The sequence below is a fragment of the Nesterenkonia sp. DZ6 genome (assembly GCF_022565835.1).
Lineage (GTDB): Bacteria > Actinomycetota > Actinomycetes > Actinomycetales > Micrococcaceae > Nesterenkonia.
This window is the reverse complement of the sequence record NZ_JAJOYW010000006.1, coordinates 21,306-44,618: the sequence shown is the minus strand read 5'-3', so window position 1 is coordinate 44,618 and position 23,313 is coordinate 21,306. Positions and strand designations below refer to the sequence as shown.

The following is a 23,313-nucleotide window of genomic DNA, read 5'->3' as shown; positions in this document are numbered from 1 at the left end:
GCACCCTCGGGGCTTTCGTAGAATGGTCTCGATGCCCGATGAGACCCTGCTGGGGAAGAAGCGCCGCGTGCGCCGGATCAATCGTGTCCTGGGGGAGGTCTACTCCTACGCAGTGGCCGAGCTGGACTTCAACAATGCCTTCGAGCTGCTGATCGCCACGGTGCTCTCCGCGCAGACCACCGATGTGCGGGTCAACGCGGTCACGCCCGAGCTGTTCCGGCGCTGGCCCGACGCCGGCGCCATGGCTCACGCCGAGGAGGACGAGCTGGCAGAGGTGATCCGGTCCACCGGCTTCTACCGCGCGAAGACCCGCTCGCTGCTGGGGCTCTCGCGCGCGCTGGTCAGCGAGCATGACGGCGAGGTGCCGGACTCTCTCGAGGAGCTGGTCAAGCTGCCCGGGGTCGGCCGCAAGACCGCCTTCGTGGTGCTCGGCGATGCCTTCGGCAAGCCCGGACTCACCGTGGACACGCACTTCGGTCGGCTGGCCCGCCGGCTGGGCATGACGCAGCAGCAGGACCCGGTGAAGGTCGAGCAGGAGGTCGCGGAGCTCTTCGAGCGGCGCGACTGGACCGACCTGTCCCACCGGCTGGTCTTCCACGGCCGGCGCATCTGTCACGCCCGTCGACCGGCCTGCGGCGCCTGCCCGATCGCCTCCATGTGCCCGGCCTTCGGTGCCGGGGAGGTCAACCCGGAGCTGGCCGCCACGCTGCTGAAGTACGAGCTGGCGCCGGGGCGCGAGGAGCTGCTGGCCAAGATGCAGGCCGGGCACACCCGCCGGGAGCTGCGCGCGCAGGGGTACCCGCTCAGTGCGTGACGCCGACACCGCATCTCAGGGCCCAGACGCCGCTCGCCCAGACGCAGCTCGTCCAGACATCGCCCGGCCCGACCTTCTCGGCGGGGGAGTGCCCGCTGGGTTCTCGCTGACCGGCACGGCGGTCCCGACCCGACTCGAGGCGCTGTTGCAGCAGGGGCGCGACTACGCGTGCACGCATCCGGAATCCGCAGGGTCCGGGGGCTGGTGGAACCAGCGCCCGACCACGATGCCTCCCCGGATGACCCCGGCAGGGATGGAGAACGCCCGGCGGGCGGCGGTGCTGATGCTCTTCTGCGCCCCCACCCCCGACGACGACGACGCACACCTGCTCCTGACCGAGCGCTCCCCGGGACTGAAGAAACACCCAGGACAGATCTCCTTCCCCGGTGGCGCCCAGGAGAAGTTCGATCGCGACCCGACGGCCGCGGCGCTGCGTGAGGCCCAGGAGGAGGTGGGGCTGGACCCCGCCCGCGTCCGGGTGCTCGGCTCCCTGCCTCCGGCCCCGGTGCCGATCAGCGGCTTCATGGTGACACCGGTGATCGGCATTGCCGGACACACCGGTCTGCTCCGCCCGCAGTCCGGGGAGGTGGAACGGGTGCTGCCCGTCCGGCTGGATGCGCTGATCCGCCCGGAGAACCGCCTCACCACGGTCCTGCATCGCTCTGGCACCGTGTTCAAGGCCCCGGCGTTCCTCGTCGATGGCACGCTGATCTGGGGGTTCACCGGGATCCTGGTGGACCGGGTGCTCAACCGGCTCGGCTGGGAAGAGCCCTGGGACGCCGGGCGCAGCGTGGACCCGCAGGACTACCTGCCGGGTCTCTAGGTCCTGCGGGTCAGCCCATGCGGTGCACGGCCACACCCAGGGCATGATCCACCCCAGGCAGGTCCTCGGCCTGCTGCGCGGCCATGGACTCCAGCATCTGCCGGGTCTCGGCGGCGCCGCCGAGCTCGGCCAGGTACTGCTCATGGGCCTCCAGCGAGGCGAGGCCCAGCTGCAGCGGCTCCCGGCTGATGTCGATCAGATGGGTCGGTGCCGCCCCGAAGACCAGCAGCTCCCGCACCGCCCAGGGCTCGAGCCGTTCCTGGTCCATGAGTTCACGGAAGACCCAGGGGTTGTCGGCGTCGCGGACCGCGTCCAGGGTGGCCAGCCCGGCTGCGCGGTGGTCCGCATGGTTGAGCCCCCAGCCGACCTCGAGATCCCAGGTCTGGGTCAGCACCACCTCGGGACGCAGCTGGCGGATGCGTCGAGCAATCTGTCGGCGGGTGTCCAGCGAGGCCTCCAGCGTGCCATCGGGCAGATCCAGGATCACCAGGTCTGTGACGCCGACCAGCTCACAGGCCCTGCGCTGCTCCTCGGCGCGGATCTCTGCGGCCTCCTCGGGGTCGCGGCTGCGCATCCCGGCCTCTCCCGCGGTGAGCAGCAGATAGGAAACCTCAGCCCCCTGCGCGGTCCAGCGGGCGACGGCGGCCGAACCGCCGTACTCCATGTCATCCGGATGGGCCACCACGCACAGCACCCGGCGCAGCTCAGCGTCGGGGTATGCGGGCAGGGCGGCTGAATCGGTGCTCATCGGCCCAGTCTAGGAGGCGACGAGCGGCGAGGCGCAGGGTGTGGTGCCGGGCAGGGTCTCCGAACAGCGTCCGTGATGATCCGCATGGTTCGCCCTACTGTTCCCCCGGTTTTCCCCAGAGTTTTCCCCAGCTTGGGAATAACCTCCCGCCGCGAAGCCGCTGCCCACAGCTCCTCCGCTTCCACGGACCGCAGCCGCCGACACCGGCAGGGTGGGGTCATGGACGCTGAACCTCGCCTGCTGCTGATCACCGAGGATCGAGTGCTGCGCGACGACGTCGCGCTGATCGCCGCCACCGTGGGCGCTGCGCTGGAGTCTCGTTCCAGCTGGGAGGCGGTGGTTCCGCAGGAATGGGCGGTCCTGATGTGTGGGACCGACCGGCTGCCCTCGCTTCCGCAGCTGGCGCGGGGTGCGTTGCTGCTGAGCAGCTCGGGAGCGCGACAGCGGCAGGATCAGCAGCTGTGGAGGATCGCGGCGGAGCATCCGGGGCTGCAGCCTGTGCCGCTGCCGGCGGCACAGGCGTGGCTGGCCGGTCATCTGGGCGAGCGGGTGCTGGATCGGGGCCCAGGTCGGGTGGTGGCTGTCGCCGGGGTCCTGGGAGGCGTGGGGGCCAGCACCGTGGCATATCTGCTCGCCGCAGAGCAGGCGGTGAGAGGTGCCTCGGCGCTGCTGGTCGATGCGGATCCCGCCCCGGGGTCAGGAATCGCGGGGCTGATGGGGGTGGCGGAGGTCTCGTGCGGTGCCCTGAACGGGCGTGGAAGGGAAGACCGACGCGGTCCAGCGGCCGCAGAGCGCGGCGAAGAATTCGGGTGGGAGGAGCTGGCCGGTCTGCAGGGGGAGATCGCCTCCCCGCAGCTGGCCGCCGCGCTGCCGCTCCGCGACGGGGTCCACATGCTCAGCGGCGCACCAGGCTTTGACGCGCGACGGCGGATGCTGGACCCCGTCGTGCGCTCGGCCCTGAGGGTCTTCGACACCGTGGTGATCGATGTCGGTCGTGATGCAGACGCGGTGGCGCTGGTGCGCGAGCACCTGCATCAGCTGCTGCTCGTCACACCCTGCAGTGCCCGGGGCGCCGCGGCCGCGCGGCAGCTGGCACGCGCGCTCACAGGGGTGCCGCCGATGCTCGTCGCCAACGGTGCAGGGCATCTCGGGTGGAGTCCGCAGGAGCTGGCGGCAGCCACAGAGATCCCCCTGGCCGGAGATCTCCCCGAGCAGAGATGGCTCCGCCGAGAGGATGAACTCGGTGCCGCCTACGAGCTGCTTCGCTCACGGCGAGGCGCGGCCTACATCGGGGCGCTGCTCGAGGCCCTGGACCTCGAGCGGGGCCTCCGCCATGAGTGACCAGCAGCTTCACGCGCTGCGGGAGAAGCTCACCAGCTCCGCCGAGCCGGTGACCGCGGCCCGCATCGCGGAGGCCGTGCGCGCATCAGGGCTGGCGCTGGGGTCTCGAACCACCGGGGAGCTGGTCAGGACGCTGCGCGACGAGCTCGTCGGGCTCGGCCCGCTGCAGCCGCTGGTCGAGCGGCCCGGCGTCACCGACGTGCTCATCGATGGTCGCCGTCAGGTGTGGATCGACGGCGCCGCAGGTCTGAGCAAGACCGAGGTGAAGTTCGCCGGGGAGGAGCAGGTCCGTGGCCTGGCCAGGCGACTCATCGCCCTGTCCGGAGGCAGGCTCGATGAGGGTCAGCCGTGTGCCGAGGGACGGATCGGTGAGTGTCGCATCCACGCCGTGATTCCTCCGGTGGCGGTGGAGGGCACGATGATCTCGGTGCGCATCTCCCGCGGCTCGGCGGCAACCTTGGATCAGCTTGCCGAGCAATGGGACGCACCAGAAGTGTGGCTCCCGGTGATCCGCGGCATCGTGGACGCCCGGCTGAACTGTCTGATCTCCGGCGCCACGGGTTCTGGCAAGACCAGCCTGCTCGGGGCCATGCTCGCCGAGTGCCCGCACCAGGAGCGGATCATCATCGTCGAGGACACCACAGAGCTTCGGCCAGATCACCCGCATGTGCTGCACCTGCAGCAGCGCCGCGGCAATGTGGAAGGAGCCGGCGAGCTCGGGATGGGCCGACTCGTCCGGGAGACGCTGCGGATGCGCCCGGACCGGCTCATCGTCGGGGAGTGCCGGGGCAGTGAGCTCAAGGACTTCCTCACCGCGATGAACACCGGGCATCAGGGCGCGGTCGGGACGGTCCACGCCAATTCACCGGACGCGGTCCCGGCCAGACTCATCGCGATGGGCGCTCTCGCCGAGCTGCCCCCGGAGTCGGTGGCGCTGCAGGCCGGCGCCGCCCTGGACGCGGTCATCCACATGGAGCGGCGTCGAGGTCGGCGGATGCCCGTGGCGATCTCACTCGTCCATTGCCGTGAGCGGACGCTTCAGATGGTGCCAGCACTGCTGGCCAGGTTCATCGACCCGAACGCCCTCGGGGTGCCAGTCCAGCCGAGCGTGCAGATCCAGAGCGGCTGGGATGAACTGACGAAGCGGATCGGTCTGCGATGACCACACCGGTGCCGCTTCTTCTCCTGCTCTGCGTGGCCGCCGCGGCGGCCAGCGCGGCGCTTCTCGGAGTTCCCCCACGTGGGGGATGGCCTCGTCGTGCGCTGCGACCTCCGAAGGCGCTGCTCATAGAGGTGCTGCCCAGGGAAGTCCTGCGCACGGCGTCGCTGCGGGGCGGGAGATTCAGGGCAGAGCGCTCCGCTGACGATCTGGGCAGCAGCGCCTGCTCTCTGCTGCACCAATATGCGGCACTGCTGCAGTCGGGACGCTCCCAGGCCCAGGCATGGGCCGACCTTGGGACCCATTGGCGCTCGCGGGAGACCACGCACCCCTTGACACAGGTCTGTGAACTCGCGGCAGCGGCAGAGCAGGCAGGCCTCGGGGCCGTGGTCGGGCTCCGGCGCAGCCTGGCGTCCGTCACGGCCAGCCAACGCCGCAGAGCCGGACGCACTATGGGGAACTTCGCGCCGGCCCGGTCCAGCGCCACCACCACGGTGGTCCTCACCGAGGTGCTGGAGCGGCTGATCAGCATCCACGCGCTCTCCCAGTCCACCGGTGCACCCCTCTCGGCGCTGTGCCGCAAGGCCGCCGATGCACTGGAGGACTCGGCCGCCCTGGAGGCCGCCGTTCGCACCGCGGCCGCCGGTCCCCGCCTGACCCAGTTCATCCTGGCTGCGCTCCCGCTGGGTGGATTGGCCATGGGCGCACTGATGGGGGCTGATCCCTTCGCTGTGCTGCTCGGCTCGGCGCTGGGGTGGGGATGCCTGGTCGTCGGGCTGGGGAGTCTCCTGCTCGGCTGGCGCTGGAGCACCAGGATGATCCGAGCGGTGGGGAAGCATGGCTGAGGGGCAGGTGCTGCCGGCACTTCTCTGTGCCCTTCTGGTGGGGCTTCTGATCGCGTTGGTGCATGCGCCCGCACCTGCGCCCCTGCCGGCGCCCGCGTCGCCGCGGCGGCGAAGGCGGGGTGCACCGGCGTCGAGGGCTTCGACGCCGGCAGAGGCTCCCGCGGATCGCACCCCCGACGCCGCGACGCTGCTCGACCTCACCGCAGCGATGCTGCGGGCCGGTGCGGGCATCGAAACCGCTGTGCAGCGGCTCTCCCAGGACGTCCCGGGATGCGCGCCGCTGGCCCGCGTGCACCGTGGACTCGCTGCCGGGCGACGATGGCAGGACGCCTGGTCCGGTGTGGACTCCCAGGTGCAGCTTCACGAATTCGGTGCGGAGCTGGCCTTCGCACACGCCACCGGCGCCCCCACGGTCCAGCTGCTGGAACTGACTGCGGTCCAGGCGCGCAGACGACGCCGCCAGGCGGTCGAGGAGCAGGCCGCCCGCCTGGCGGTGCAGATGGTGCTGCCTCTGGGACTCTGTTTCCTGCCGGGGTTCATCCTGCTCGGGGTGATTCCGGTGGTGCTGGGCCTGGTGGAGGAACTGGCGTAATCTGTGACCATGTTGGCAGCCTTCTCCGTCGCTCCCGTCGCCGCAGACACCCCCGATGGTTCGCTCAGCGCGGCCGTGGCCGAAGCCGTCCGGGTGGTCCGTGATTCCGGGCTTCCGCACGAGACGACCTCGATGTTCACCACGATCGAAGGTGAGTGGGATGAGGTCTTCGACGTCATCCGCCGGGCCACCGATGCTGTGGCCGCAGTGAGCCCTCGAGTCAGCCTCGTGGTCAAGGCCGACATCCGCCCCGGATTCACCGGGCAGCTCACCGAGAAGGTCACCCGCCTCGAAGAGCGCCTCAGCGGCGACTGAGCAGCTCGAGCTCGCGAGTCAGGTTGACCCGTGCCTGCGGCTCCCAGCGCTGCACGCCGGTGGCTGTGTGGAACAGCGATGGCGCGGCGAGCAGCCGCTGAAGCACCCGTGCCCGGCCGCGGCGGAAATCGTCCTCGGCTACGTGGTGGTAGTCCCGACGCACCGCCGCGACGTAGCGCGCATAGCCCCCCGGAGTCTGGGCGAGCACCTCGAGGTCGGCGTCGACCAGCACCGCTCCGTTGCGATCCCCGGTCGGCGGGTCGTGATGCGTGGTGAGCCGCACCAGCCGTGCCGTCTCTCCCACCACATGAGTGGGGAGCAGCGCCCCGAGCCTGCTCTCGGCCAGAGATGCCGAGGCTTCTTCATCTTCTTCTGCGACCCCGACGTAGACCGCGTCATGGAACCATGCGGCCAGGCTCACCACGGGACGCTGCTCCGGGGACAGCTCCCCGGCACGCTCCAGCGTGCTCACCCCACGCAGAACCGCGTTCAGGTGGGTCAGCGAATGGTAGTTCCGGTGCGGCTCTGACCAGCGGGTGAGCAGCTCCTCGCCCAGGGTCGTCCACGGGCCGTCGAGGGCTTCCCAGCGTGTGCCCAGCCGCAGCCAGGCACGCTGCAGATTCCGGCGCAGCTTCTCGGGCCGCTGCGCCGCAGGGATGCGCAGCCCACAGCCGAGCAGAATCCGGGTCAGCTCACCCCCCGAGACCGGCACTGCCCCCAGGGCGGTGAGGTCATCGAAGAGGTGGGCCGGGACATCGTAGTGATCCCGGTCGAAGGCGCGGATGCTGACTCCTGCGGCCGCTGCGATCTGGTGCAGCTCCTGCAGGGAGTGGTCCGAGATCAGGTGCGAGAACACGGTGTCGTGGGCCGGCCAGCTCGGCGGGTCGATGTAGATCGTCATCTCGGACCCTCCCTCTCTCGCGGCCCTGGCACCGGGTTCCATGCTGTGCAAATCACGAAACACCCTGCTCATCCATCTAGGGCAGTATAAAAAGGGTATCCGCGGAGCCAGTAAAGTGTCGTACACCACGGTAAAGTGACTGACTACACATCGCACCGTGTACTCAACCCGCTGGTTACTCCACGCACCTCTGACTACTCAACGCACCTTGAATCACTCGACTGAGGAGAAGACTCATGAAAATGCGTCGTACAACTATTGCAGTCACCGCTGCAGCCGCTCTAGCCCTGTCCGCCTGCGGCGGAGATGACAACGGTGGGGACGAAGACGTCCAGACCGGGGACGAGGACAGCTACACCAATGAGCTGACCTTCGGCACCGGCGGCGTCGCCGGCACCTACTTCCCGCTGGGAGACGAGCTGGCCTCGATCTTCGAAGACAACATCGAAGACGTCTCGGTCACCGCGATCGAGACCGGCGGCTCCGCAGACAACCTGGGCGGCATCTTCCAGGAAGAGATGCAGCTCGGCCTGACCCAGAACGACACGGCGGAGATGGGCGTCAACGGTGAGATCGATGACCTCGACGGCATGGCGCTGGACAACTTCGGCTGGATCGCCAACCTCTACCCCGAGGCCGCGCACATCATCGTCCGCGAAGACTCCGGCATCGAGTCCATCGAGGATCTCGAGGGACAGACCATCGCCGTGGGCGACGTCGGCTCCGGCACCCGCGCGATCTCCGACGCGATCCTCGCCGCGCACGGCATCGAGGAGGGTGACTACACCGCAGAGATCGCCGACTTCGGCACCTCCACGGAGATGCTTGCTGACGGCCAGATCGACGCGTCGATCTTCGTGGTCGGCGTCCCGGTGGCAGGTCTGACCCAGCTGGCCGCCTCCACCGATGTCGCGCTGCTGGGCATCGAGGACGACATGACCGAGTCCATCTCGGGTGAGTCCGGCGCCGAGTCCTACGACATCTCCGCCGACGCCTATGACTTCCTCGACGAGGACGTCACCACGGTCTCGGTGTTCGCGGCCCTGGTCGCCTCCACCACCCAGGTCAGCGAGGACCTCGGCTACGAGATCACCGCCGCCACTCTGGAGAACGCCGGAGACGTCACGCTCGAGATCGGTGAGAACATCAGCGAAGAGAACGCCCTGACCGGGATCGGCGATATCCCGCTGCACCCCGGCGCAGAGCGTTACTTCGAAGAGCAGGGCATTGACCTGCCGTGACACGCAGCACTGCTGAGAATCGCTCCCCGGCTTCTGCTGATCTGCAGGAGCCGGGGGTCGGTGGTGAGGAGCGCGCAGCCGAGATTCTTCGGAAGCACGACACCTCGAGCCGCTTCCGGACGGATCTGGGCTGGTGGACATGGATCGTGGGCGGGCTCTCCGTAGCCTTCACGCTGTACCACCTCTACTACGCGCTTGAGCGGCCCTTCACCGGCTGGATCCACGGCGCGCTGCACCTCGCGGGCGCCACCTCCCTGATCTTCCTGCTCTACCCGGCGAGCAAGAAGCTGCTCAACACGAAGCCCAGCGGGGTCCTCTGGAAAGACCTGCTGCTCGGCCGTGGCAGGGGAGTGCCCTGGTATGACGCGCTGCTCGCCGCCGCAGGCATGGCGGTCAACCTCTACATCGTCTTCCGCTATGAGTACCTGGTCGGCAACGCCGTTCAGATCCTCGGCTTCAGCGCGCTGGACTACACCGTGGCAGTGGCGGGCACCCTGCTGGTCCTGGAAGCCACGCGTCGCTGCGTGGGACTGCCCATCGTGATCATCGCCGCCGCCGCCATCGCCTACGCGATCTTCGGCAACATGAGCCCGATCTTCCCGCACCGCGGACGCTCCTGGGACGCCTTCGCCACGGAGACCTTCCTCTCCACGCGATCGATCTTCGGCACTCCGCTGCAGGTCTCGGCGAACTTCATCTTCCTCTTCCTGCTCTTCGCGGTGGTCCTGCTCCGGACCAACATCGGCCAGTTCTTCAACGACCTGGCCTTCCGCGCGGCAGGCAAGTACACCGGCGGCCCGGCCAAGGCCGCCGTCGCCGCCTCGGGCCTGCAGGGCATGGTCTCCGGATCCTCGGTGGCCAACACCGTGGCCTCGGGCTCCTTCACGATCCCGATCATGAAGAAGGCCGGGTTCAAGCCACACTTCGCGGCCGCCACCGAGGCCACGGCCTCCACCGGTGGTCAGCTGATGCCCCCGATCATGGGTGCCGCGGCGTTCATCATGGCGCAGAACGTGCCCAACCTGGAGTACAACGAGCTGATCGTCATCGCGATCATCCCGGCGCTGCTCTACTTCCTGGGCGCCTTCCTCTCGGTGCACTTCGAGGCGAAGCGCCGGGAGATCAAAGGTCTGCCGGTCGAGGAGCTGCCCAGCATCCGGTCGCTGGTCACCCGCGCCGACCTGCTGCTGCCGCTGGTCGTGATCATCAGCACGCTCATCGCCGGCCTGACCCCCACCCGGGCGGCACTGCTGGGCATCGCGACCGCGATCGTCCTGAGCTTCTTCCGCTCCTCCACCCGGCTCAACGTGCGCGGATTCGTGGAACTGTTCATCGCCGCTGCGCGGACCGCTCTGCCAGTGATCGCCGCCTGTGCCACAGCAGGCATCGTGGCCGGCACCGTGACCGCCACGGGCCTGGGCGGCCAGCTCGGCCGCGGGCTGGTGTCGCTGGCCGGCGGCAGCTTCCTGCTGGTGCTCTTCTTCGTGATGATCGCCTGCATCATCCTCGGCATGGGCCTGCCGACCACCGCGAACTATGTGGTCACCGCCTCGGTGGCGGCGCCGATCTTGTACAACAACTTCGACGTCCCGCTGATCGCGGCGCACATGTTCGTGTTCTTCTTCGGCATCCTCGCGGACATCACGCCACCGGTCTGTCTCGCGGCCTACGCCGGTGCGGGCATCGCCGGGGCCAATCCGATGGCTGCTGGTGTGGCGGCGGTGAAGATCGCGCTGGCCGGATTCCTGATCCCGTATGTCTTCATCCTTCAGCCGGCGCTGCTGCTGCAAGGCACCTGGGACGAGCTGGCGGTCTCCCTGCTCACCGTGATCGTGGGGCTGATCGCGCTGTCCTCGGGCCTTGCCGGATATCTCTTCCTGCGCGCCTCGGTCATCGAACGGACGTTGCTGATCGTCGGTGGTCTGCTGCTGATCTACCCGGATCTGACGTTCTCGGTCGGCGGAATGGTGGCCCTGGCACTTGCTGTGGCGCTGCAGTTCATCCGCCGCGGCCGCGGGGATGGGTCTGCCGAGGAGGCCACGTCCGAGGAGGACGGCCCCCATGTGACCGCCCGCGGCGGCGGCTCGGTGGAGAACCCAGCACCCGGGATGGCCTGAGCCGACCCGCCCGGGCTCAAGACGCTGGAACCCGAAGCACCGTGGATGAATGAACACTGAGGGCCCGACCGGAATCCGGTCGGGCCCTCAGTGTTCGGACATGGCGGGGGGCCTGGCGCGTACCCCCGCGGGGCTACTCTCCGCCGAGGCTGAAGCTGGCCTCGAGCTCCTGGTCCGAGTATGTGCGGAACGCGACCATCGTCTCGGTGTCATGGACCGTGGCCACCTTGGAGATCTTCGCCGGGACCAGATCGCTGAGATCCTCCAGGTTCGGAGTCTTCACCATGGCCACCAGGTCCCACTTGCCGGTGACCGAATAGACGGCCTGGACCTCTTCGATATTGGCGATGTCCTGCGCGGACTCGGGGATGCGGTGGGGGTCGGTCTTCATCATCACGAATGCGGTGACCATGTTATCGCTGCCTCTCAGCCGGGGAGACTCTTTGAGCACCGCTGGGATGTCAGGATGCTGGTGTCAGAGTACTGCCGTCAGATTATCGCGCTGCGGGGTGGGTTCAGGCCTGGAAGCGCTGCTGTCTGGTCGCGTGCGCGGCGATGACGTCGGTGCGCACGCCGGCGCCCAGCCCCGGGGTGGTCGGGACCTGCACCACGCCCTGCTCGGCGGTGACCGGTGGATCGATGATGTCTTCCGCGTAGTACTTGCCCGAGGCGGAGACGTCGGAGGGCAGCGTGAACCCGGGCAGCGAGGAGAGCGCCACATTGGCGAGCCGGCCCACCCCGAACTCGTGCATCCCGCCGCACCAGACCGGCCAGCCCGCGGCGGAGGTGATGGCGTGGGCGTCGCGCGCCGCGCTGAGCCCTCCCATGCGGGAGACCTTGATGTTGAGCACATTCCCGGCCTTCAGGGCCAGCGCGGTCCGCAGGTCATCGAGGGTCTCCACCGACTCGTCCAGGCAGACCGGGGTCTCCAGCGCCGCCGTCAGACGGGCGTGGTCCAAGAAGTTCTTCGGCGCGAAGGGCTGCTCGATCATGGTCAGCCGGAAGGGATCCAGGGCGCGCAGCACCTCAAAGGCCTCCTCGCCGCCCGGTTCGGCAGACCCTGGGTAGGCGCCGTTGGCGTCGACATGGACATCGAGGTCCGGGAAGGCCGCACGCACCGCGCGCACGGGTTCGACATCCCATCCCGGTGCGATCTTCAGCTTCACCCGGGGATAGCCCGATTCCACGTGGCGGGTCACCTCGGTGAGCAGCGCGTCGATGCTGGGCTCGATGCCCAAGGAGACGCCGGCGATGACGGAGTCGCGTTCCCCGCCGAGAGCCTGTGCCAGCGGCACCGACCGGGCCGCGGTCCACAGGGTCCATGCGGCCATCTCGATCCCGGCCTTGGCGAAATAGTTTCCGCGCACCTTCGCGTAGAGTCCCGCGACCTCGTCTGGGTGCTCCCAGTCTGCGCCGAGCACGGCGGGGATCAGATGTTCGACCGCGGTCTGCCACGCCGTCGTCGTCGTCTCCGGGGCGTAGAAGGGGCCGGCGGGGGAGGCGATCTCGCCCCAGCCGACGGTGCCGTCCTCGGCGATCATCTCCACCAACAGGTGGCGCAGCGAGGATTTCCGGTGTGAGCTGGTCTCGAAGGCGTGCCGCAGGGGCAGCTCGACGTCGTGGAGCACGATCTCTGTGGCGCGCATCAGATATACAGTCCCATCTCTTGGATCAGTGATTCTCTCTCGGTCAGCCGACGGCGGCTTCCCTTGGCACTTGCGGTGGTCAGCGCGGTGAGCAGGTGGATCACCGCGGCGATGCCGGTGGCGGAGTCGGTGACCGAGGCGGAACAGGTGGGCACGATCACGACCTCGCTGGCCGGCGCGACCAGCGGGGAATCGACCGAGTCCGTCACCGCGACCACAGTGCCGCCGCGCTGGGCGAAGGCATGGACCAGGTCGGCGGTCTCCCGGCGGTAGCGGCGCATCGAGAACGCGACCAGGACGTCGGTGCTGCGCACATCGGTGAGCACATCGATGCTGCGAGTGCTCTGGCCGTCGATGAGCGAGACCTGCGAGACCCCATGGGAGAGGTCCAGGTCCAGCAGGTGCGCGAAGGCCGCAGACCTGCCGTGGCCCACGATGAAGCGACGGCGCGCCCCGGCGATGAGCGCCGCGGCCCGGGCCACCGAGTCCTCGGTCTCGAAGCTGGCGAAGACCCGCTCCAGGTTCTCGCGCTCCTTGCGGATCAGTCGCGCCTGCAGGGTCTTGGCCGAGGCCCGCGGGGACATGCTGGCTCCGAAGCGCGCAGCTGGATTGTCCGGACCGCGCTGATCATCGGACCCCGCGTCCTCTGCTCCGCCACTCGCATGCTGGTCTGTGAAATCTTCGGTGACCATGCTGTTCATCCGGTTCATGCCGGTCGGGTGAAGCTGTAGACAGCCAGGTCCTCGTCCATGCGGCGACAGGACACCGCGACGAACCCTTGGTCGAAGATCTCCTGGAAGCGCGATCGGAGCAGCTCGATGACTGCCGGATCGGTGGGCTGCTGGGCGGGGACGGCGAGCGCGGTGGATTCGCCGCCGGCCCGGATCTCCCCGGGGGTGGTGAGCGGGTGTGCCGCGAGCTCGGCCTCAAACCTGCTGTCAGTCGCCACCCGGTGTCCCTCGTGCGACTCATCGAGTCGCCATTCCACCGTGATGCGATCGGTGCCGGGCCCGGCGAGGGCGTCGCGGGTGAACCAGCGGCCCTGCGCGCCGAGCACGTCGAGGTTGAAGTGGGCGTTGCGGCTGATCATCGGGTTGTAGGTCCAGCGCATGCGGCTTGATCCCTGCCGGTGGGCGACGGCGGCCTGGACGTTCTTCAGCGCGCGGCCGACGCCCTGGCCCTGAAGGTCCTGGGAGACCACTGCGGCCTGGGAGAAGTGGTAGATGTGCGGATCATCCTGATCGGTCTCCACCGCGGTCCAGCCGAAGGCCATGCCGCGCAAGGCACCGGCGGCGTCGAGCGCACCGATGACTGTGCCGCCATAGGTGAGCAGGTTCTTCAACAGGCGGGCGTTGATCCCCTGGTCCTCCCCGCTGTAGGAGAAGACCTCGCGGTAGAGCCGGCATGCGGCCTCCAGCTCGGCGACCTCGGTGAGACCCCGCACTGTGACCCCATCATCCAGGCTGATCGTCTCCGGCATGGCGGGGGAAGCGGGTGCGGCTGCATCCTGATTTGTCATGCGGTCCTCTCGAAGCCTGGTCTATGTTCTTACGTTGCGTATCATAGCCCCATGGACAACTCTTCTCCCACTGCCCTGCTTGACCTGGCAAGGAATCGCTATGACCGCACCCTCGAGCTTCTGGAACGGATGGTAGTGACCGAGTCGCCCACCGGAGACGCCGAGGGGGTCACCTCAGTGGCTGATCAGGTGCGCGTGCTCTTCACCGAGCACGATGCCGAGGTCGCCGTCCACGAGGGGGAGTGGGGGACGCACCTGGTGATGGACGTCCCGGGAGCCGGTGAGCGCAGTGAGGCCGCTCCGGTGCTCTTCATCGGACATTCCGACACGGTCTGGCCCACCGGCACGCTGGAGAAGATGCCGTTCCGCATCGAAGCAGGCATCGCCCACGGGCCCGGGATCTTCGACATGAAGTCCGGGCTGCTGATCATGCACCAGGGGCTCAGCGTCAGCACAGAGCTGGGCCTCAGCCGGCCGCCGGTGCGGGTGATCGTGGTCGGTGACGAGGAGATCGGGTCCCCGAGCTCGCGGGAGCTGCTGCTGGCCAGCGCCGAGGGAGTCAGCGCCGTGCTGGGCTTCGAGTCCCCCCACCCCGGCGGAGCGCTGAAGGTCGGTCGGCTCGGCAGCACCAGGCTCCGGCTTCAGGTCACCGGGCGCGCCTCGCACGCGGCGTTGGACCCCGAGGGCGGAGTCAACGCCATCGAGGAGCTGGTGGATCAGATCCTCGCCCTGCGCGAGATCATCGGATCGGCCCAGGACGCCGCTCCGGGAGATGTGCTGTGCAATGTCGGGACCATCGCCGGCGGCGGCAAGACCAATGTGGTGCCTGCGGCGGCATCGGTGGAGGTGGGACTGCGGTTCCGCACCCCCGAGGTGGAGAACCAGGTGCTGGCGTCCATCAGTGATCTCGTCCCGGTCCGTCGGGACGCCCAGCTGCAGGTGCAGACCCTGTCCCAGCGCCCCGCCTGGCAGGCCGACGCGGCCGATGAGGAGCTGCTCGCCGCGGTGGAGGCCGCCGCTGCGGACGCTAGACTTCCCACCGTCGGCGGTCGGCCCGCGGCAGGAGCAGGAGACACCAACTTCCTCGGCTCGCTGGGCCTGCCGACCCTCGACGGTCTGGGTCCCGATGGCGCCGGTGCCCACGCCGATCATGAACAGGTCCGGCTGGAATCGATCCCAGAGCGGATCGCTCTGCTGGCGGCGCTGCTCGCCCGTCTCTGAGCCAGACCGGCCCCCGGTGGGCGGCAGCCTCTGCTCGCGCGGTCCTCGCGCGGATCTCGGTCCAGCCTGCCGATCACGGGGGAGGCCCGGCGCGCGCAGCCCCGCGACTGAGCAGTCCGGAGAGATCCACACCGCCGGCGTCCAGCAGCCGCTCCGGCAGGATCGGCACAACGGTGCTCACCAGCACCTCGGTGCGGTATTCGCCGGTCACGGTGCAGCTGGTGAGCTCAACTGCATTGCGGGCGGCCACCGCCTCCGCCACGGTGCACGGGCTCCCGGTGCTCAGGCCGCGGGCCGCATCGGCTCCCGCGAGCGCCGCCAGATCCGCTCCCCGGGCAGCCTGCGCGGAGGACGCCGCGACCATGCTCAGGGTCTGCGCCGCGGCGAGCAGGATGAGCAGCACCATGATCAGCCCCAGAGCCAGGACGGTGCCCGAACCGCGCTCTTCCGAGAGCGACACCCGGGGCCTCATGGCAGGTTCTCCACCCGGGCCGTGGCGCGGGCATCCTGGGTCATCCCGACCTCGACCCACCCGAGCACCCGGACCGGGCGGGCAAGCGCCACGGTGACGTAGTCCTGATCGTGGCTGAGCTGGAAGGACACCTCCTCACCGGTGACCCGCCGGGCGGCCGCCTCCGCCGCGGCGGGGTCCTCCCCGCGGGCCAGCTCCCGAGCCGCGGCCCGAGCTCCCGTCTCCAGAGTGACCTGGGCGGCGCCATGGAGACTGAGGGCGAGCACCAGCAGCAGCACGAGCACCACCCCGGGCAGCGCCACCGCGAATTCCGCGCTGATCGAGCCGCGCTCAGAACGAGAGCGCACGTTCCACGACGCCGCTCAGCAGTCCTCGTGCCGTGCCGGAGCTCAGCACCGCCACCAGCAGCCCCGCGAACCCGACCGCGGCGAGCATGACGATGCCGTATTCGGCCGTCGCGAGCCCTTCTTCCTCACGATGGAGCTGCTGCACCCAGCTCCTGGATTCCTGCGGACCGGTGCGCGCCGGAGTCTTCTCCATCAGAATGCTTCTCATGACAGGCCTTCCGTGACGGTCGCCCGGCGCCCGGGACCTGCAGGTCTCAGAAGGGAGACTCGCTCATCCGACACTCGCGGACCCGTGGAGGTGACGACTGGTGAACCCTGCTGGCTGCAGGTGTTCCCAGTCTGAGACGCATGATCGGCGATCCTTCAGGACAGCGCGATGCTGTGGAGAAGAACGACGCAGGGCTCCGAACCGTCCGTGCTGGGGGCAAACATCAGGGGAGGGTCGGCGAGGAATCGGCATCTCAGCATCGAGTGTGCAATCTGTGCAGGTTCCTCCGTGCATTTCGCCCGAAAACCCGATCGAATTGCACAATGGATGAGACTGGCGTGGTGCTCAGCCGCGTGGAAGCAGTCCTTCGCGCCCGCCGGAGACCCAGCGCGGATCGAAGCTGCGATCCCCGCGAACCTGCCCCGCCAGGGCGTCGAGCTCTGCCATTGCGTCACCGGGGAGCGAGACATCCACCCCGCGCTGCAGCTCATCCCAGTGACCCGCAGTCCGCGTTCCGGGGATCGGCGAGATCTGCACCCCCAGGGCGGCGGCCTGCTGATAGAGCCAGGCGAGCGCCAGTCCTGCCGCAGGCATCTCGAGACGCGCGGCGACATCGCGCACCTGTGCGGTGAGAGCGGCATTGTGCGTGATGTTCTCACGCGTGAACCACGGGAAGTTCTGCCGGATGTCGTCAGCCGGGAGACTCTTCGGATCGAAGGAGTCGGTGAGCAGGCCCCGGCCCACCGGGGAATACGGGACGAAGCCGATGCCCAGCCGCGCGCAGGTCGGGAGCACATGGGTCTCCACATCCCGGGCGAAGATGCTCCATTCGCTCTGCACCGCCGTGATCGGATGCACCGCATCGGCGCGGGTGATCTCCTCTCCCGTGGCCTCGGAGAGGCCGATGGCGCGCACCTTGCCGGCCGTGACCAGCTCGCCCAGGGCTCCGACGCTCTCCTCGATCGGAGTGTCAGGATCCACCCGGTGCAGATAGTAGAGGTCCACATGGTCTGTCCCCAGACGGCGCAGGCTCAGATCGATCTGCTCCCTGATATACGCCGCGTCCCCTCGCGCGCGGCGTTGCCCGACCCCCGCGCCCTTCTCGATGCCGACCTTGGTCGCCAGGACGAACTGCCTGCGCCGGTGCTTCAGAAACACCCCCAGCACCCGTTCGCTCTCACCGTCGCCGTAGATGTTCGCGGTGTCCAGGAACGTGACCTCGCGCTGCGCCACGTGGTCCAGGAGCGCGAGTGCATCGGCCTCACCGATCGCACCGTAGGCCCCCGCCAACGACATCGCACCGTAGCCCAGTGCTGATGTCTCGAGACGATGCTCGTCGGTTCCCAAGGTGATGGAGCGCAGAGTCATGGGTGAGTCCTTCCGTGGTTCATGGGCAGAGAGCAGGGACGACGGCGGGTCGGCAGAGGCTTCCTGCAGGGGGCTCAGCGCCGCATGACCTTCCGTGCCGCCCAGTTGCCCACCAGCTGCAGCGACTGGACGAAGATGATCACCACGATCACCGCCAGCCAGGTCACTTCGGGGTTGAAGCGGTTGTACCCCTCGACGATGGCGAAGTTTCCGATGCCGCCACCGCCGATGATGCCCGCCAGGGCGGACATGTCGGTCAGCGCGATGATCACAAAGGTATACCCCAGGATCAGCGGGCCCAGCGCCTCCGGCAGCAGCACCGTGAGAATGATGCGCAGCCGGGACGCGCCCATGGCGCGGGCAGCTTCGATCACCCCGGGGTCGATGGAGACCAGGTTCTGCTCCACGATCCTCGCGATCGCGAAGGTGGAGGCCCAGATCATCACGAAGATCACCGCATCGTTGCCGATCCCGGACCCGATCACGTAGATGGTCACGGGCTGCAGGGCCGCGATCAGGATCACGAAGGGAATCGGCCTGATGAGGTTCACGACGAAGTTCATCGCCACATATGCGGGTTTGTTCGAGAGCAGCCCGCCCTCACGTGTGGTGTAGAGCGTCAGGCCGATGGCCAGCCCGATGAAGCCGCCCAGCAGGAATGCCCAGGCGACCATGTAGATGGTGTCGAAAATGGCCTCGAGCAGCTCAGGCCCGTAGTAGCTCCAGTCCAGAGCTCGATACGTGTCGATCATTCGTGCACCTCCTGCACCTCTCCGGCCGCGTTGAGCGCCATGACGAAGGTCTCCACCGCACTGGTGTCACCCTCCAATGCAAGAGTGAGCAGACCATAGGAGGCGTTCTTGGTGGTGCTCACGCCGCCGTGAACGATCTCGAAGGCCACCCCGTGGGAGGCCGCCTCGCCCAGCACGGCGCTGACCGCCGCCGCGTTCTGCAGCGAGACGACTATGAGCCGCCCCGTGGCGTGACCGCGGATCCTCTGCACATCCTCCGCGGTGGGCCGGTCTTTCAGGGCTGCCCCGACGAAGCTCGCGTCCTTGGTCTCCCGCGGGCTGGAGAACACGTCATAGACCAGTCCGGTCTCCACGATCCGACCCTGGTCCATCACCGCGACCCGGTCCGCGATGGAACGGATGACCTCCATCTCATGGGTGATCGCCACGATGGTGATGCCCAGCTCCTCGTTGGCGCGGCGCAGCAGCCTCAACACCTCACCGGTGGTGTTGGGGTCCAGCGCCGAGGTGGACTCATCGGCCAAGAGGATGTCCGGCTTGGCTGCCAGGGCGCGAGCAATGCCGACCCGCTGCTTCTGCCCGCCGGAGAGCTGCTCGGGGTGCTGCGAGGCCTTGTCGGTCAGTCCGACGAAATCCAGCAGCTCCTCCACCCGGGCCTGGCGCTCAGCCTTCTTCCACCCGGCGACCTTCAACGGGTATGCGACATTGCCGGCGACATCGCGGGAGTGGAACAGGTTGAACTGCTGGAACACCATGCCGATCCGTGAGCGCACCTTGGTCAGCTGCCCTTCGCGCATGGCGGAGATCTCCTGCCCCAGCACATGGACGGACCCTGCGGTCGGTCGCTCGAGCCCGTTGACGAGCCGGATCAGGGTGGATTTCCCTGCCCCGGAGAACCCGATGACGCCATAGACCTCACCGCGGTCGACGCGCAGGCTCACGTCGTCGACCGCGGTGACGGTCTTGTCTCCCGTGCCGTAGGTGCGGGAGACGCGGTTGAACTCGATGAGCGGGGCTGTGCTCACGCGTCGTCGTCCTCTTCAGCCCCGGACTCGCCATCCTCGCTCGTCTCGCCAGCTGCATCGCGCAGCGAGTCCTCATAGTCGACCAGCGCCTCCTGGAGCTGCTCGGGCGTCACATCCGAGGCGGGAACCGAGGTTCCGGCCGAGAGCTCGGCTTCGATCTCGAGCACCCGCTCGTCGTGGTAGACCGCTGCGATCTCGCGCAGCGCCTCATTGTCGCTGTCCTCCGCGCGGGTGACGAAGGCGTTGATGTAGGGGAATGCCGCGGCGTCGGTGGGGTCATCGGCGAAGATGCCGTCAGCGTCGGGGTCGAGCTCGGCGTCCTGGGCGAAGTTGTTGTTGATGACAGAACCCTCCACCGACTCCAGCGCGTTGACGGTCTGCTGGGCGGCGACCGGCTGCACCGCCACGGTGGAGGCTGCTTCGTCGATGTGGCGCGGCTCGGGCTGGCGGGTCTCCTCGGAGAGCTCCAGCAGCCCGGCGGCCACCAGGGTGTTGATGGCGCGCCCCTGATTGACCGCGTCATTGGGGATCGCGATGGTGTCCCCTTCGGAGAACTCGCTGACGTCGGTGTACTCGTTGGAGTACAGGGTCAGCGGCACCGCGGCGGTGGAGCCGATGGGCTGCAGATCCTCCCCGGAGCTGACGTTGTAGTCCGCGAGGTAAGCAGTGTGCTGGAACCAGTTCGCGTCGATGTCGCCGCTGGTCAGTGCCGGATTGGGCTGGGTGTACTCCGTGAACTCGACGAGTTCGATCTCGTAGCCCAGCTCCTCCTCCGCAATGCGCTCGACTTCGCGGTGGCTCTCGTTGGCGCCGACCACGCCGATGGTGAACTCCTGCTGGTCGGCGGGAGCAGCCTCGGCCTCGTCGCCGCCGCGGTCGAAGGCGCTGCAGCTGCTCAGGGCCAGGGCCAGGACGGCGCTGGCGGCCAGCGCGCTCAGCCCGCGATGACGGAGGCGAACGGCGGGTGCAGCGGGGGTCTGCTGATGGGTCGTCATGAGGTGATCCTTCGGTCTGTACGGGCGGATCTTCGCCCGGAAAAGTGACAGGGGTGTCCCAGGAATATGTCGCTGGGGGCTCGCTAATGTTCACGCACGAGCAGAGGGTGCACAACTCGGTGCACGGTGCGGTGGGGTTCCTTTCGACGCTGCTCTTGCCTGTCCCAATCAGCACCACAGGGAGCTTCGGAGCTCCGTCTGAGGTGAGAACAAGCCGCTTCGTGATCCGGGACCACCCTTGAACATGGGGTTGGTGAGTGACCGTGAACGGATCGTCGGATCACCGCCCGAGGGCGGTTCTCCAGGTCACTTCTCTTGAAGCAGGTTCAATCGTAGCCCACGTCCAACACGTTTGTCGGACGTGTTCATATTGCGTCACGCAGTCAGATGTGTTCAGCCGTCCGGCGCTGCGGGGTCTCCGTCATGGGTTGATTCCTCTGGGCGGGCAGCGAGGATCGCGCGCAGCAGGTCCAGCGCCGGCTGCTTCGCCAGCGGGTTGTTCCTGTTGCCGCATTTGGGGGACTGTACGCAGGAGGGACAACCGGTGGCGCAGCCGCAGCCGGCGATGGTCTCGGCGGTGGCGCCGATCCAATCGGCGGCCAGCTCGAAGCCGCGCCGCGCGAACCCGGCTCCGCCGGGGTGCCCGTCGTAGACGAAGATCGTGGGCAGCTCGGTGTCGCGGTGCAGCGCGGTGGAGACGCCGCCGATGTCCCAGCGGTCACCAGAGGTCAGCAGCGGCAGCAGCCCGATCATCGCGTGCTCGGCGGCATGCAGCGCTCCGGGCACATGCTCCGGGATCACGCCCGCCTCTGCGAGCTCGGTCTCCGGGGCGGTGATCCACATCGCCTGGGTGCGCAGCGTGGAGGGTGGAAGGTCCAGCGGCTCGTCCGAGAGCACCTCGGAGGAGCCCAGCGCCTTGCGCTGGAAGCCCACCACGGTGCTGGTCACCTCGACCATCCCGGAGTGCAGCCGGTAACGGCCCCAGTCCATGGACTCCTCGATCTGCACCACCTCGATCGAGGTGGTCTCCCGGGCCTGGGTGTAATACGGCGGGCTCGCTGGAAACACCAGCACCGCGCTGTTCTCCCGATCCAGCTCTTCGACGATGTAGCTGCGCCCCTGGTGCACATAGACCGCCCCCGGGTGGGCCTGCGGCTGCGCCTGGGCGGAGCCCATGTCACCGACGACGGTGCCGTCCTGCGCGTTCACGATCGTGTAGGGCCCGCCGCCGTCGGAGCGCAGCTTGACCCAGGCCGCGGCGGAGACGTCGTCGTGGGCGAAGAACCAGCCCCGCGGCCGGCGTCTCAGGTGCCCCTGCTCGGTGAGCGACCCGATCAGCCAGGCCTCGAACAGCTCCAGGTCAGGATGGGTCAGCGGCAGCTCCTGGGCGGCGGCGAGGATGTGCGGCGCGGCCACATGCGGGTTGGAAGGATCGGTCACCGCATCCTCGACAGCGGTGTCGAAGATCGCCTCGGGGTGGTCCAGCAGATAAGAGTCCAGCGGATCGTCGCCGGCGATGAAGAACGCGGCACCGCGCTGGCCCGAGCGTCCAGCCCGGCCCAGCTGCTGGAAGAACGAGGCTCGGGTGCCGGGCCAGCCGGCGATGATCACCGCGTCCAGTCCGGATATGTCGATTCCCAGCTCCAGCGCAGGGGTGGAGGCGACGCCCAGCAGCCGCCCTTCGCGCAGCGCGTCCTCGAGCTCGCGGCGTTCCTCCTTGAGGTAGCCGGACCGGTAGGCTGCCACCCGTCCGCGCAGGTCACGGTCCACCTCGGCGAGCGAATCGGCGGCGATCTGTGCGATGGTCTCGGCCCCGCGCCGGGACTTGATGAAGGCCAGCGTCCGGTGCCCGGCGACCACCAGGTCGGTGAGGACGTCTGCGGCCTCCACGGTGAGGCTGCGTTTCAGCGGTGCCGCGTTGTCTCCGGTCAGCGCGGAGTTCGAGGCCGCCCAGAGGTAGACGTCCACGGCACCGTGGGGTGAGCCGTCCTCGGTGATGGCTCGGACCGCGGTGTCGGGGTGCCCGATCAGCCGGGAGAACGACGTGGCGGGGTCACCGCTCGTCGCGGAGGCCCCGGTGAAGACCGGGTAGGCCCCGTAGTGGGCGCAGATCCGCCGCAGCCGGCGCAGCAGCAGCGCGATATGTGAGCCGAAGATCCCGCGGCAGCTGTGCGCCTCATCGATGATCACATAGCGCAGCCGGGCGAAGAACCTGGCCCAGGCCCGATGGTTGGGCAGGATCCCGACGTTGAGCATGTCGGGATTGGTCAGCACCACATTGGCGTGCTGGCGGACCCAGCGGCGCTCAGCAGGGTCGGTGTCCCCGTCGTATGAGGCCGGGCGGATGCCGCCCTGGGTGCCGGCGGGCCCGGTGGCCTCGGCCAGCTGGCCCAGCGCATCCAGCTGATCGGCGGCCAGCGCCTTGGTGGGGGAGAGGTAGAGCATGGTCGTGCCCACGCTGGGCGGAGGGCCCAGGCTCCCGGAAGCACCGCCGTGGCCTGCCGATGGCAGCGCCCCGCGCGGGCCTCCGCAGATCTCCGCCAGTCCGGGCAGCTGGGTGCCCAGGGACTTCCCCGATGCGGTGCCGGTGGCCAGGATCGTGTGGCGCCCGGCGTGCAGGGCCTCGGCGGCGAGCACCTGGTGGGTGTAGAGCCCGGAGACCCCCAGCTGCCGGTAGCCCGCGCGCAGCTCAGCGGGCACCCACTCAGGCCAGGCGGCGGTCTGCGCCTGCCGAGCCGGCAGCGTGCGGACGTGGCGCAGCGGACCGGCGTCGCCGATCTCAGCCGGCAGACCCGCACGGCGCAGCAGCTCAAAGGATTCCTGATCGGGCATCACCCTCAGGCTACGTCAGCATCCTGCTCTCA

The 23,313-nt window shown here is 68.6% G+C and carries 24 protein-coding genes; 10 read left to right on the top strand and 14 right to left on the bottom strand.

From position 1 onward, the window contains the following. The first annotated feature begins 31 nt into the window (after positions 1-31). Both nth and LTH93_RS13530 read left to right on the top strand, forming a co-directional pair. The gene (gene nth / locus LTH93_RS12710; protein WP_241471168.1) at positions 32-814 is read left to right on the top strand and encodes an endonuclease III; all 783 of its coding nucleotides are present in this window, start codon (positions 32-34) and stop codon (positions 812-814) included. Next, the gene (locus LTH93_RS13530; protein WP_241471167.1) at positions 807-1,637 is read left to right on the top strand and encodes an NUDIX hydrolase; all 831 of its coding nucleotides are present in this window, start codon (positions 807-809) and stop codon (positions 1,635-1,637) included. The genes nth and LTH93_RS13530 overlap by 8 nt, the downstream gene beginning before the upstream one ends. 10 nt (positions 1,638-1,647) lie before the next feature. On the opposite strand, the gene LTH93_RS12700 is transcribed toward LTH93_RS13530, so the two are convergent. Beyond that, a complete protein-coding gene (locus LTH93_RS12700; RefSeq protein WP_241465972.1) occupies positions 1,648-2,385 on the bottom strand; it encodes a PIG-L deacetylase family protein in 738 nt (245 codons plus the stop codon). 219 nt (positions 2,386-2,604) lie between these two features. Between LTH93_RS12700 and LTH93_RS12695 the strand changes: the two genes are divergently transcribed. Genes LTH93_RS12695 through LTH93_RS12675 form a run of 5 tightly spaced genes read left to right on the top strand, consistent with a single transcriptional unit; the run spans position 2,605 to position 6,637 of the window. Then, positions 2,605-3,726: a hypothetical protein gene (locus tag LTH93_RS12695; protein ID WP_241471166.1), complete on the top strand. Its 1,122-nt coding sequence runs from the start codon at positions 2,605-2,607 to the stop codon at positions 3,724-3,726. Further along, positions 3,719-4,888, top strand: coding sequence for a TadA family conjugal transfer-associated ATPase (locus LTH93_RS12690; protein ID WP_241465975.1), 1,170 nt, complete (start codon positions 3,719-3,721; stop codon positions 4,886-4,888). Before LTH93_RS12695 ends, LTH93_RS12690 begins: the two co-directional genes overlap by 8 nt. A gap of 8 nt (positions 4,889-4,896) precedes the next feature. Then, positions 4,897-5,730: a type II secretion system F family protein gene (locus tag LTH93_RS12685; protein ID WP_241471165.1), complete on the top strand. Its 834-nt coding sequence runs from the start codon at positions 4,897-4,899 to the stop codon at positions 5,728-5,730. After that, a complete protein-coding gene (locus tag LTH93_RS12680) occupies positions 5,723-6,322 on the top strand; it encodes a type II secretion system F family protein (RefSeq protein WP_241471164.1) in 600 nt (199 codons plus the stop codon). Before LTH93_RS12685 ends, LTH93_RS12680 begins: the two co-directional genes overlap by 8 nt. A gap of 9 nt (positions 6,323-6,331) precedes the next feature. Further along, on the top strand, positions 6,332-6,637 hold the full coding sequence (locus LTH93_RS12675) for a thiamine-binding protein (protein ID WP_241465981.1): 306 nt from the start codon (positions 6,332-6,334) through the stop codon (positions 6,635-6,637). Here LTH93_RS12675 and LTH93_RS12670 read toward each other — a convergent pair. Next, positions 6,624-7,538, bottom strand: coding sequence for a DUF4031 domain-containing protein (locus LTH93_RS12670; protein WP_241471163.1), 915 nt, complete (start codon positions 7,536-7,538; stop codon positions 6,624-6,626). The two genes, LTH93_RS12675 and LTH93_RS12670, sit on opposite strands and share 14 nt — an antisense overlap. Positions 7,539-7,774: 236 nt before the next feature. Here LTH93_RS12670 and LTH93_RS12665 point away from each other — a divergent pair, with 236 nt between their 5' ends. Both LTH93_RS12665 and LTH93_RS12660 read left to right on the top strand, forming a co-directional pair. Continuing rightward, the gene (locus LTH93_RS12665; RefSeq protein ID WP_241471162.1) at positions 7,775-8,779 is read left to right on the top strand and encodes a TAXI family TRAP transporter solute-binding subunit; all 1,005 of its coding nucleotides are present in this window, start codon (positions 7,775-7,777) and stop codon (positions 8,777-8,779) included. Then, entirely contained in the window at positions 8,776-10,896 is a 2,121-nt protein-coding gene (locus LTH93_RS12660; protein ID WP_241471161.1) for a TRAP transporter permease, read from the top strand. The genes LTH93_RS12665 and LTH93_RS12660 overlap by 4 nt, the downstream gene beginning before the upstream one ends. 133 nt (positions 10,897-11,029) lie before the next feature. On the opposite strand, the gene LTH93_RS12655 is transcribed toward LTH93_RS12660, so the two are convergent. The 4 genes from LTH93_RS12655 to LTH93_RS12640 all read right to left on the bottom strand — a co-directional run bounded on the left by LTH93_RS12655 (position 11,030) and on the right by LTH93_RS12640 (position 14,061). After that, entirely contained in the window at positions 11,030-11,308 is a 279-nt protein-coding gene (locus LTH93_RS12655) for an Lrp/AsnC family transcriptional regulator (protein WP_036476260.1), read from the bottom strand. Positions 11,309-11,411: 103 nt separating this feature from the next. Next, on the bottom strand, positions 11,412-12,542 hold the full coding sequence (gene menC, locus LTH93_RS12650) for an o-succinylbenzoate synthase (protein ID WP_241471160.1): 1,131 nt from the start codon (positions 12,540-12,542) through the stop codon (positions 11,412-11,414). Then, positions 12,542-13,234, bottom strand: a complete 693-nt coding sequence (locus LTH93_RS12645) for a MurR/RpiR family transcriptional regulator (protein WP_241471159.1) — start codon at positions 13,232-13,234, stop codon at positions 12,542-12,544. The genes menC and LTH93_RS12645 overlap by 1 nt, the downstream gene beginning before the upstream one ends. Before the next feature lie 14 nt (positions 13,235-13,248). Continuing rightward, positions 13,249-14,061: a hypothetical protein gene (locus tag LTH93_RS12640; RefSeq protein WP_241471158.1), complete on the bottom strand. Its 813-nt coding sequence runs from the start codon at positions 14,059-14,061 to the stop codon at positions 13,249-13,251. Between the two features lie 51 nt (positions 14,062-14,112). Between LTH93_RS12640 and LTH93_RS12635 the strand changes: the two genes are divergently transcribed. Next, a complete protein-coding gene (locus LTH93_RS12635; protein ID WP_241471157.1) occupies positions 14,113-15,282 on the top strand; it encodes a M20/M25/M40 family metallo-hydrolase in 1,170 nt (389 codons plus the stop codon). 73 nt (positions 15,283-15,355) lie between these two features. Here the strand turns inward: LTH93_RS12635 and LTH93_RS12630 are convergent, their stop codons facing one another. The 8 genes from LTH93_RS12630 to LTH93_RS12595 all read right to left on the bottom strand — a co-directional run bounded on the left by LTH93_RS12630 (position 15,356) and on the right by LTH93_RS12595 (position 23,281). After that, positions 15,356-15,754: an Rv3654c family TadE-like protein gene (locus LTH93_RS12630; protein ID WP_241465996.1), complete on the bottom strand. Its 399-nt coding sequence runs from the start codon at positions 15,752-15,754 to the stop codon at positions 15,356-15,358. Further along, positions 15,751-16,101, bottom strand: coding sequence for a TadE family type IV pilus minor pilin (locus LTH93_RS12625; RefSeq protein ID WP_241465998.1), 351 nt, complete (start codon positions 16,099-16,101; stop codon positions 15,751-15,753). Before LTH93_RS12625 ends, LTH93_RS12630 begins: the two co-directional genes overlap by 4 nt. After that, on the bottom strand, positions 16,085-16,309 hold the full coding sequence (locus LTH93_RS12620) for a DUF4244 domain-containing protein (protein WP_241466000.1): 225 nt from the start codon (positions 16,307-16,309) through the stop codon (positions 16,085-16,087). The genes LTH93_RS12625 and LTH93_RS12620 overlap by 17 nt, the downstream gene beginning before the upstream one ends. Positions 16,310-16,654: 345 nt before the next feature. Then, positions 16,655-17,677 carry an aldo/keto reductase gene (locus LTH93_RS12615; protein WP_241466002.1) on the bottom strand — a complete coding sequence of 341 codons (1,023 nt, stop codon included), beginning with the start codon at positions 17,675-17,677 and terminating at the stop codon, positions 16,655-16,657. A 74-nt stretch (positions 17,678-17,751) separates the two neighbouring features. Continuing rightward, entirely contained in the window at positions 17,752-18,429 is a 678-nt protein-coding gene (locus LTH93_RS12610; protein ID WP_241466004.1) for a methionine ABC transporter permease, read from the bottom strand. After that, a complete protein-coding gene (locus tag LTH93_RS12605; protein ID WP_241466006.1) occupies positions 18,426-19,454 on the bottom strand; it encodes a methionine ABC transporter ATP-binding protein in 1,029 nt (342 codons plus the stop codon). The genes LTH93_RS12610 and LTH93_RS12605 overlap by 4 nt, the downstream gene beginning before the upstream one ends. Further along, positions 19,451-20,449 carry a MetQ/NlpA family ABC transporter substrate-binding protein gene (locus LTH93_RS12600; RefSeq protein ID WP_241471156.1) on the bottom strand — a complete coding sequence of 333 codons (999 nt, stop codon included), beginning with the start codon at positions 20,447-20,449 and terminating at the stop codon, positions 19,451-19,453. The genes LTH93_RS12605 and LTH93_RS12600 overlap by 4 nt, the downstream gene beginning before the upstream one ends. A gap of 393 nt (positions 20,450-20,842) precedes the next feature. Further along, a complete protein-coding gene (locus tag LTH93_RS12595; protein ID WP_241471155.1) occupies positions 20,843-23,281 on the bottom strand; it encodes a DEAD/DEAH box helicase in 2,439 nt (812 codons plus the stop codon). Positions 23,282-23,313: the final 32 nt, after the last annotated feature.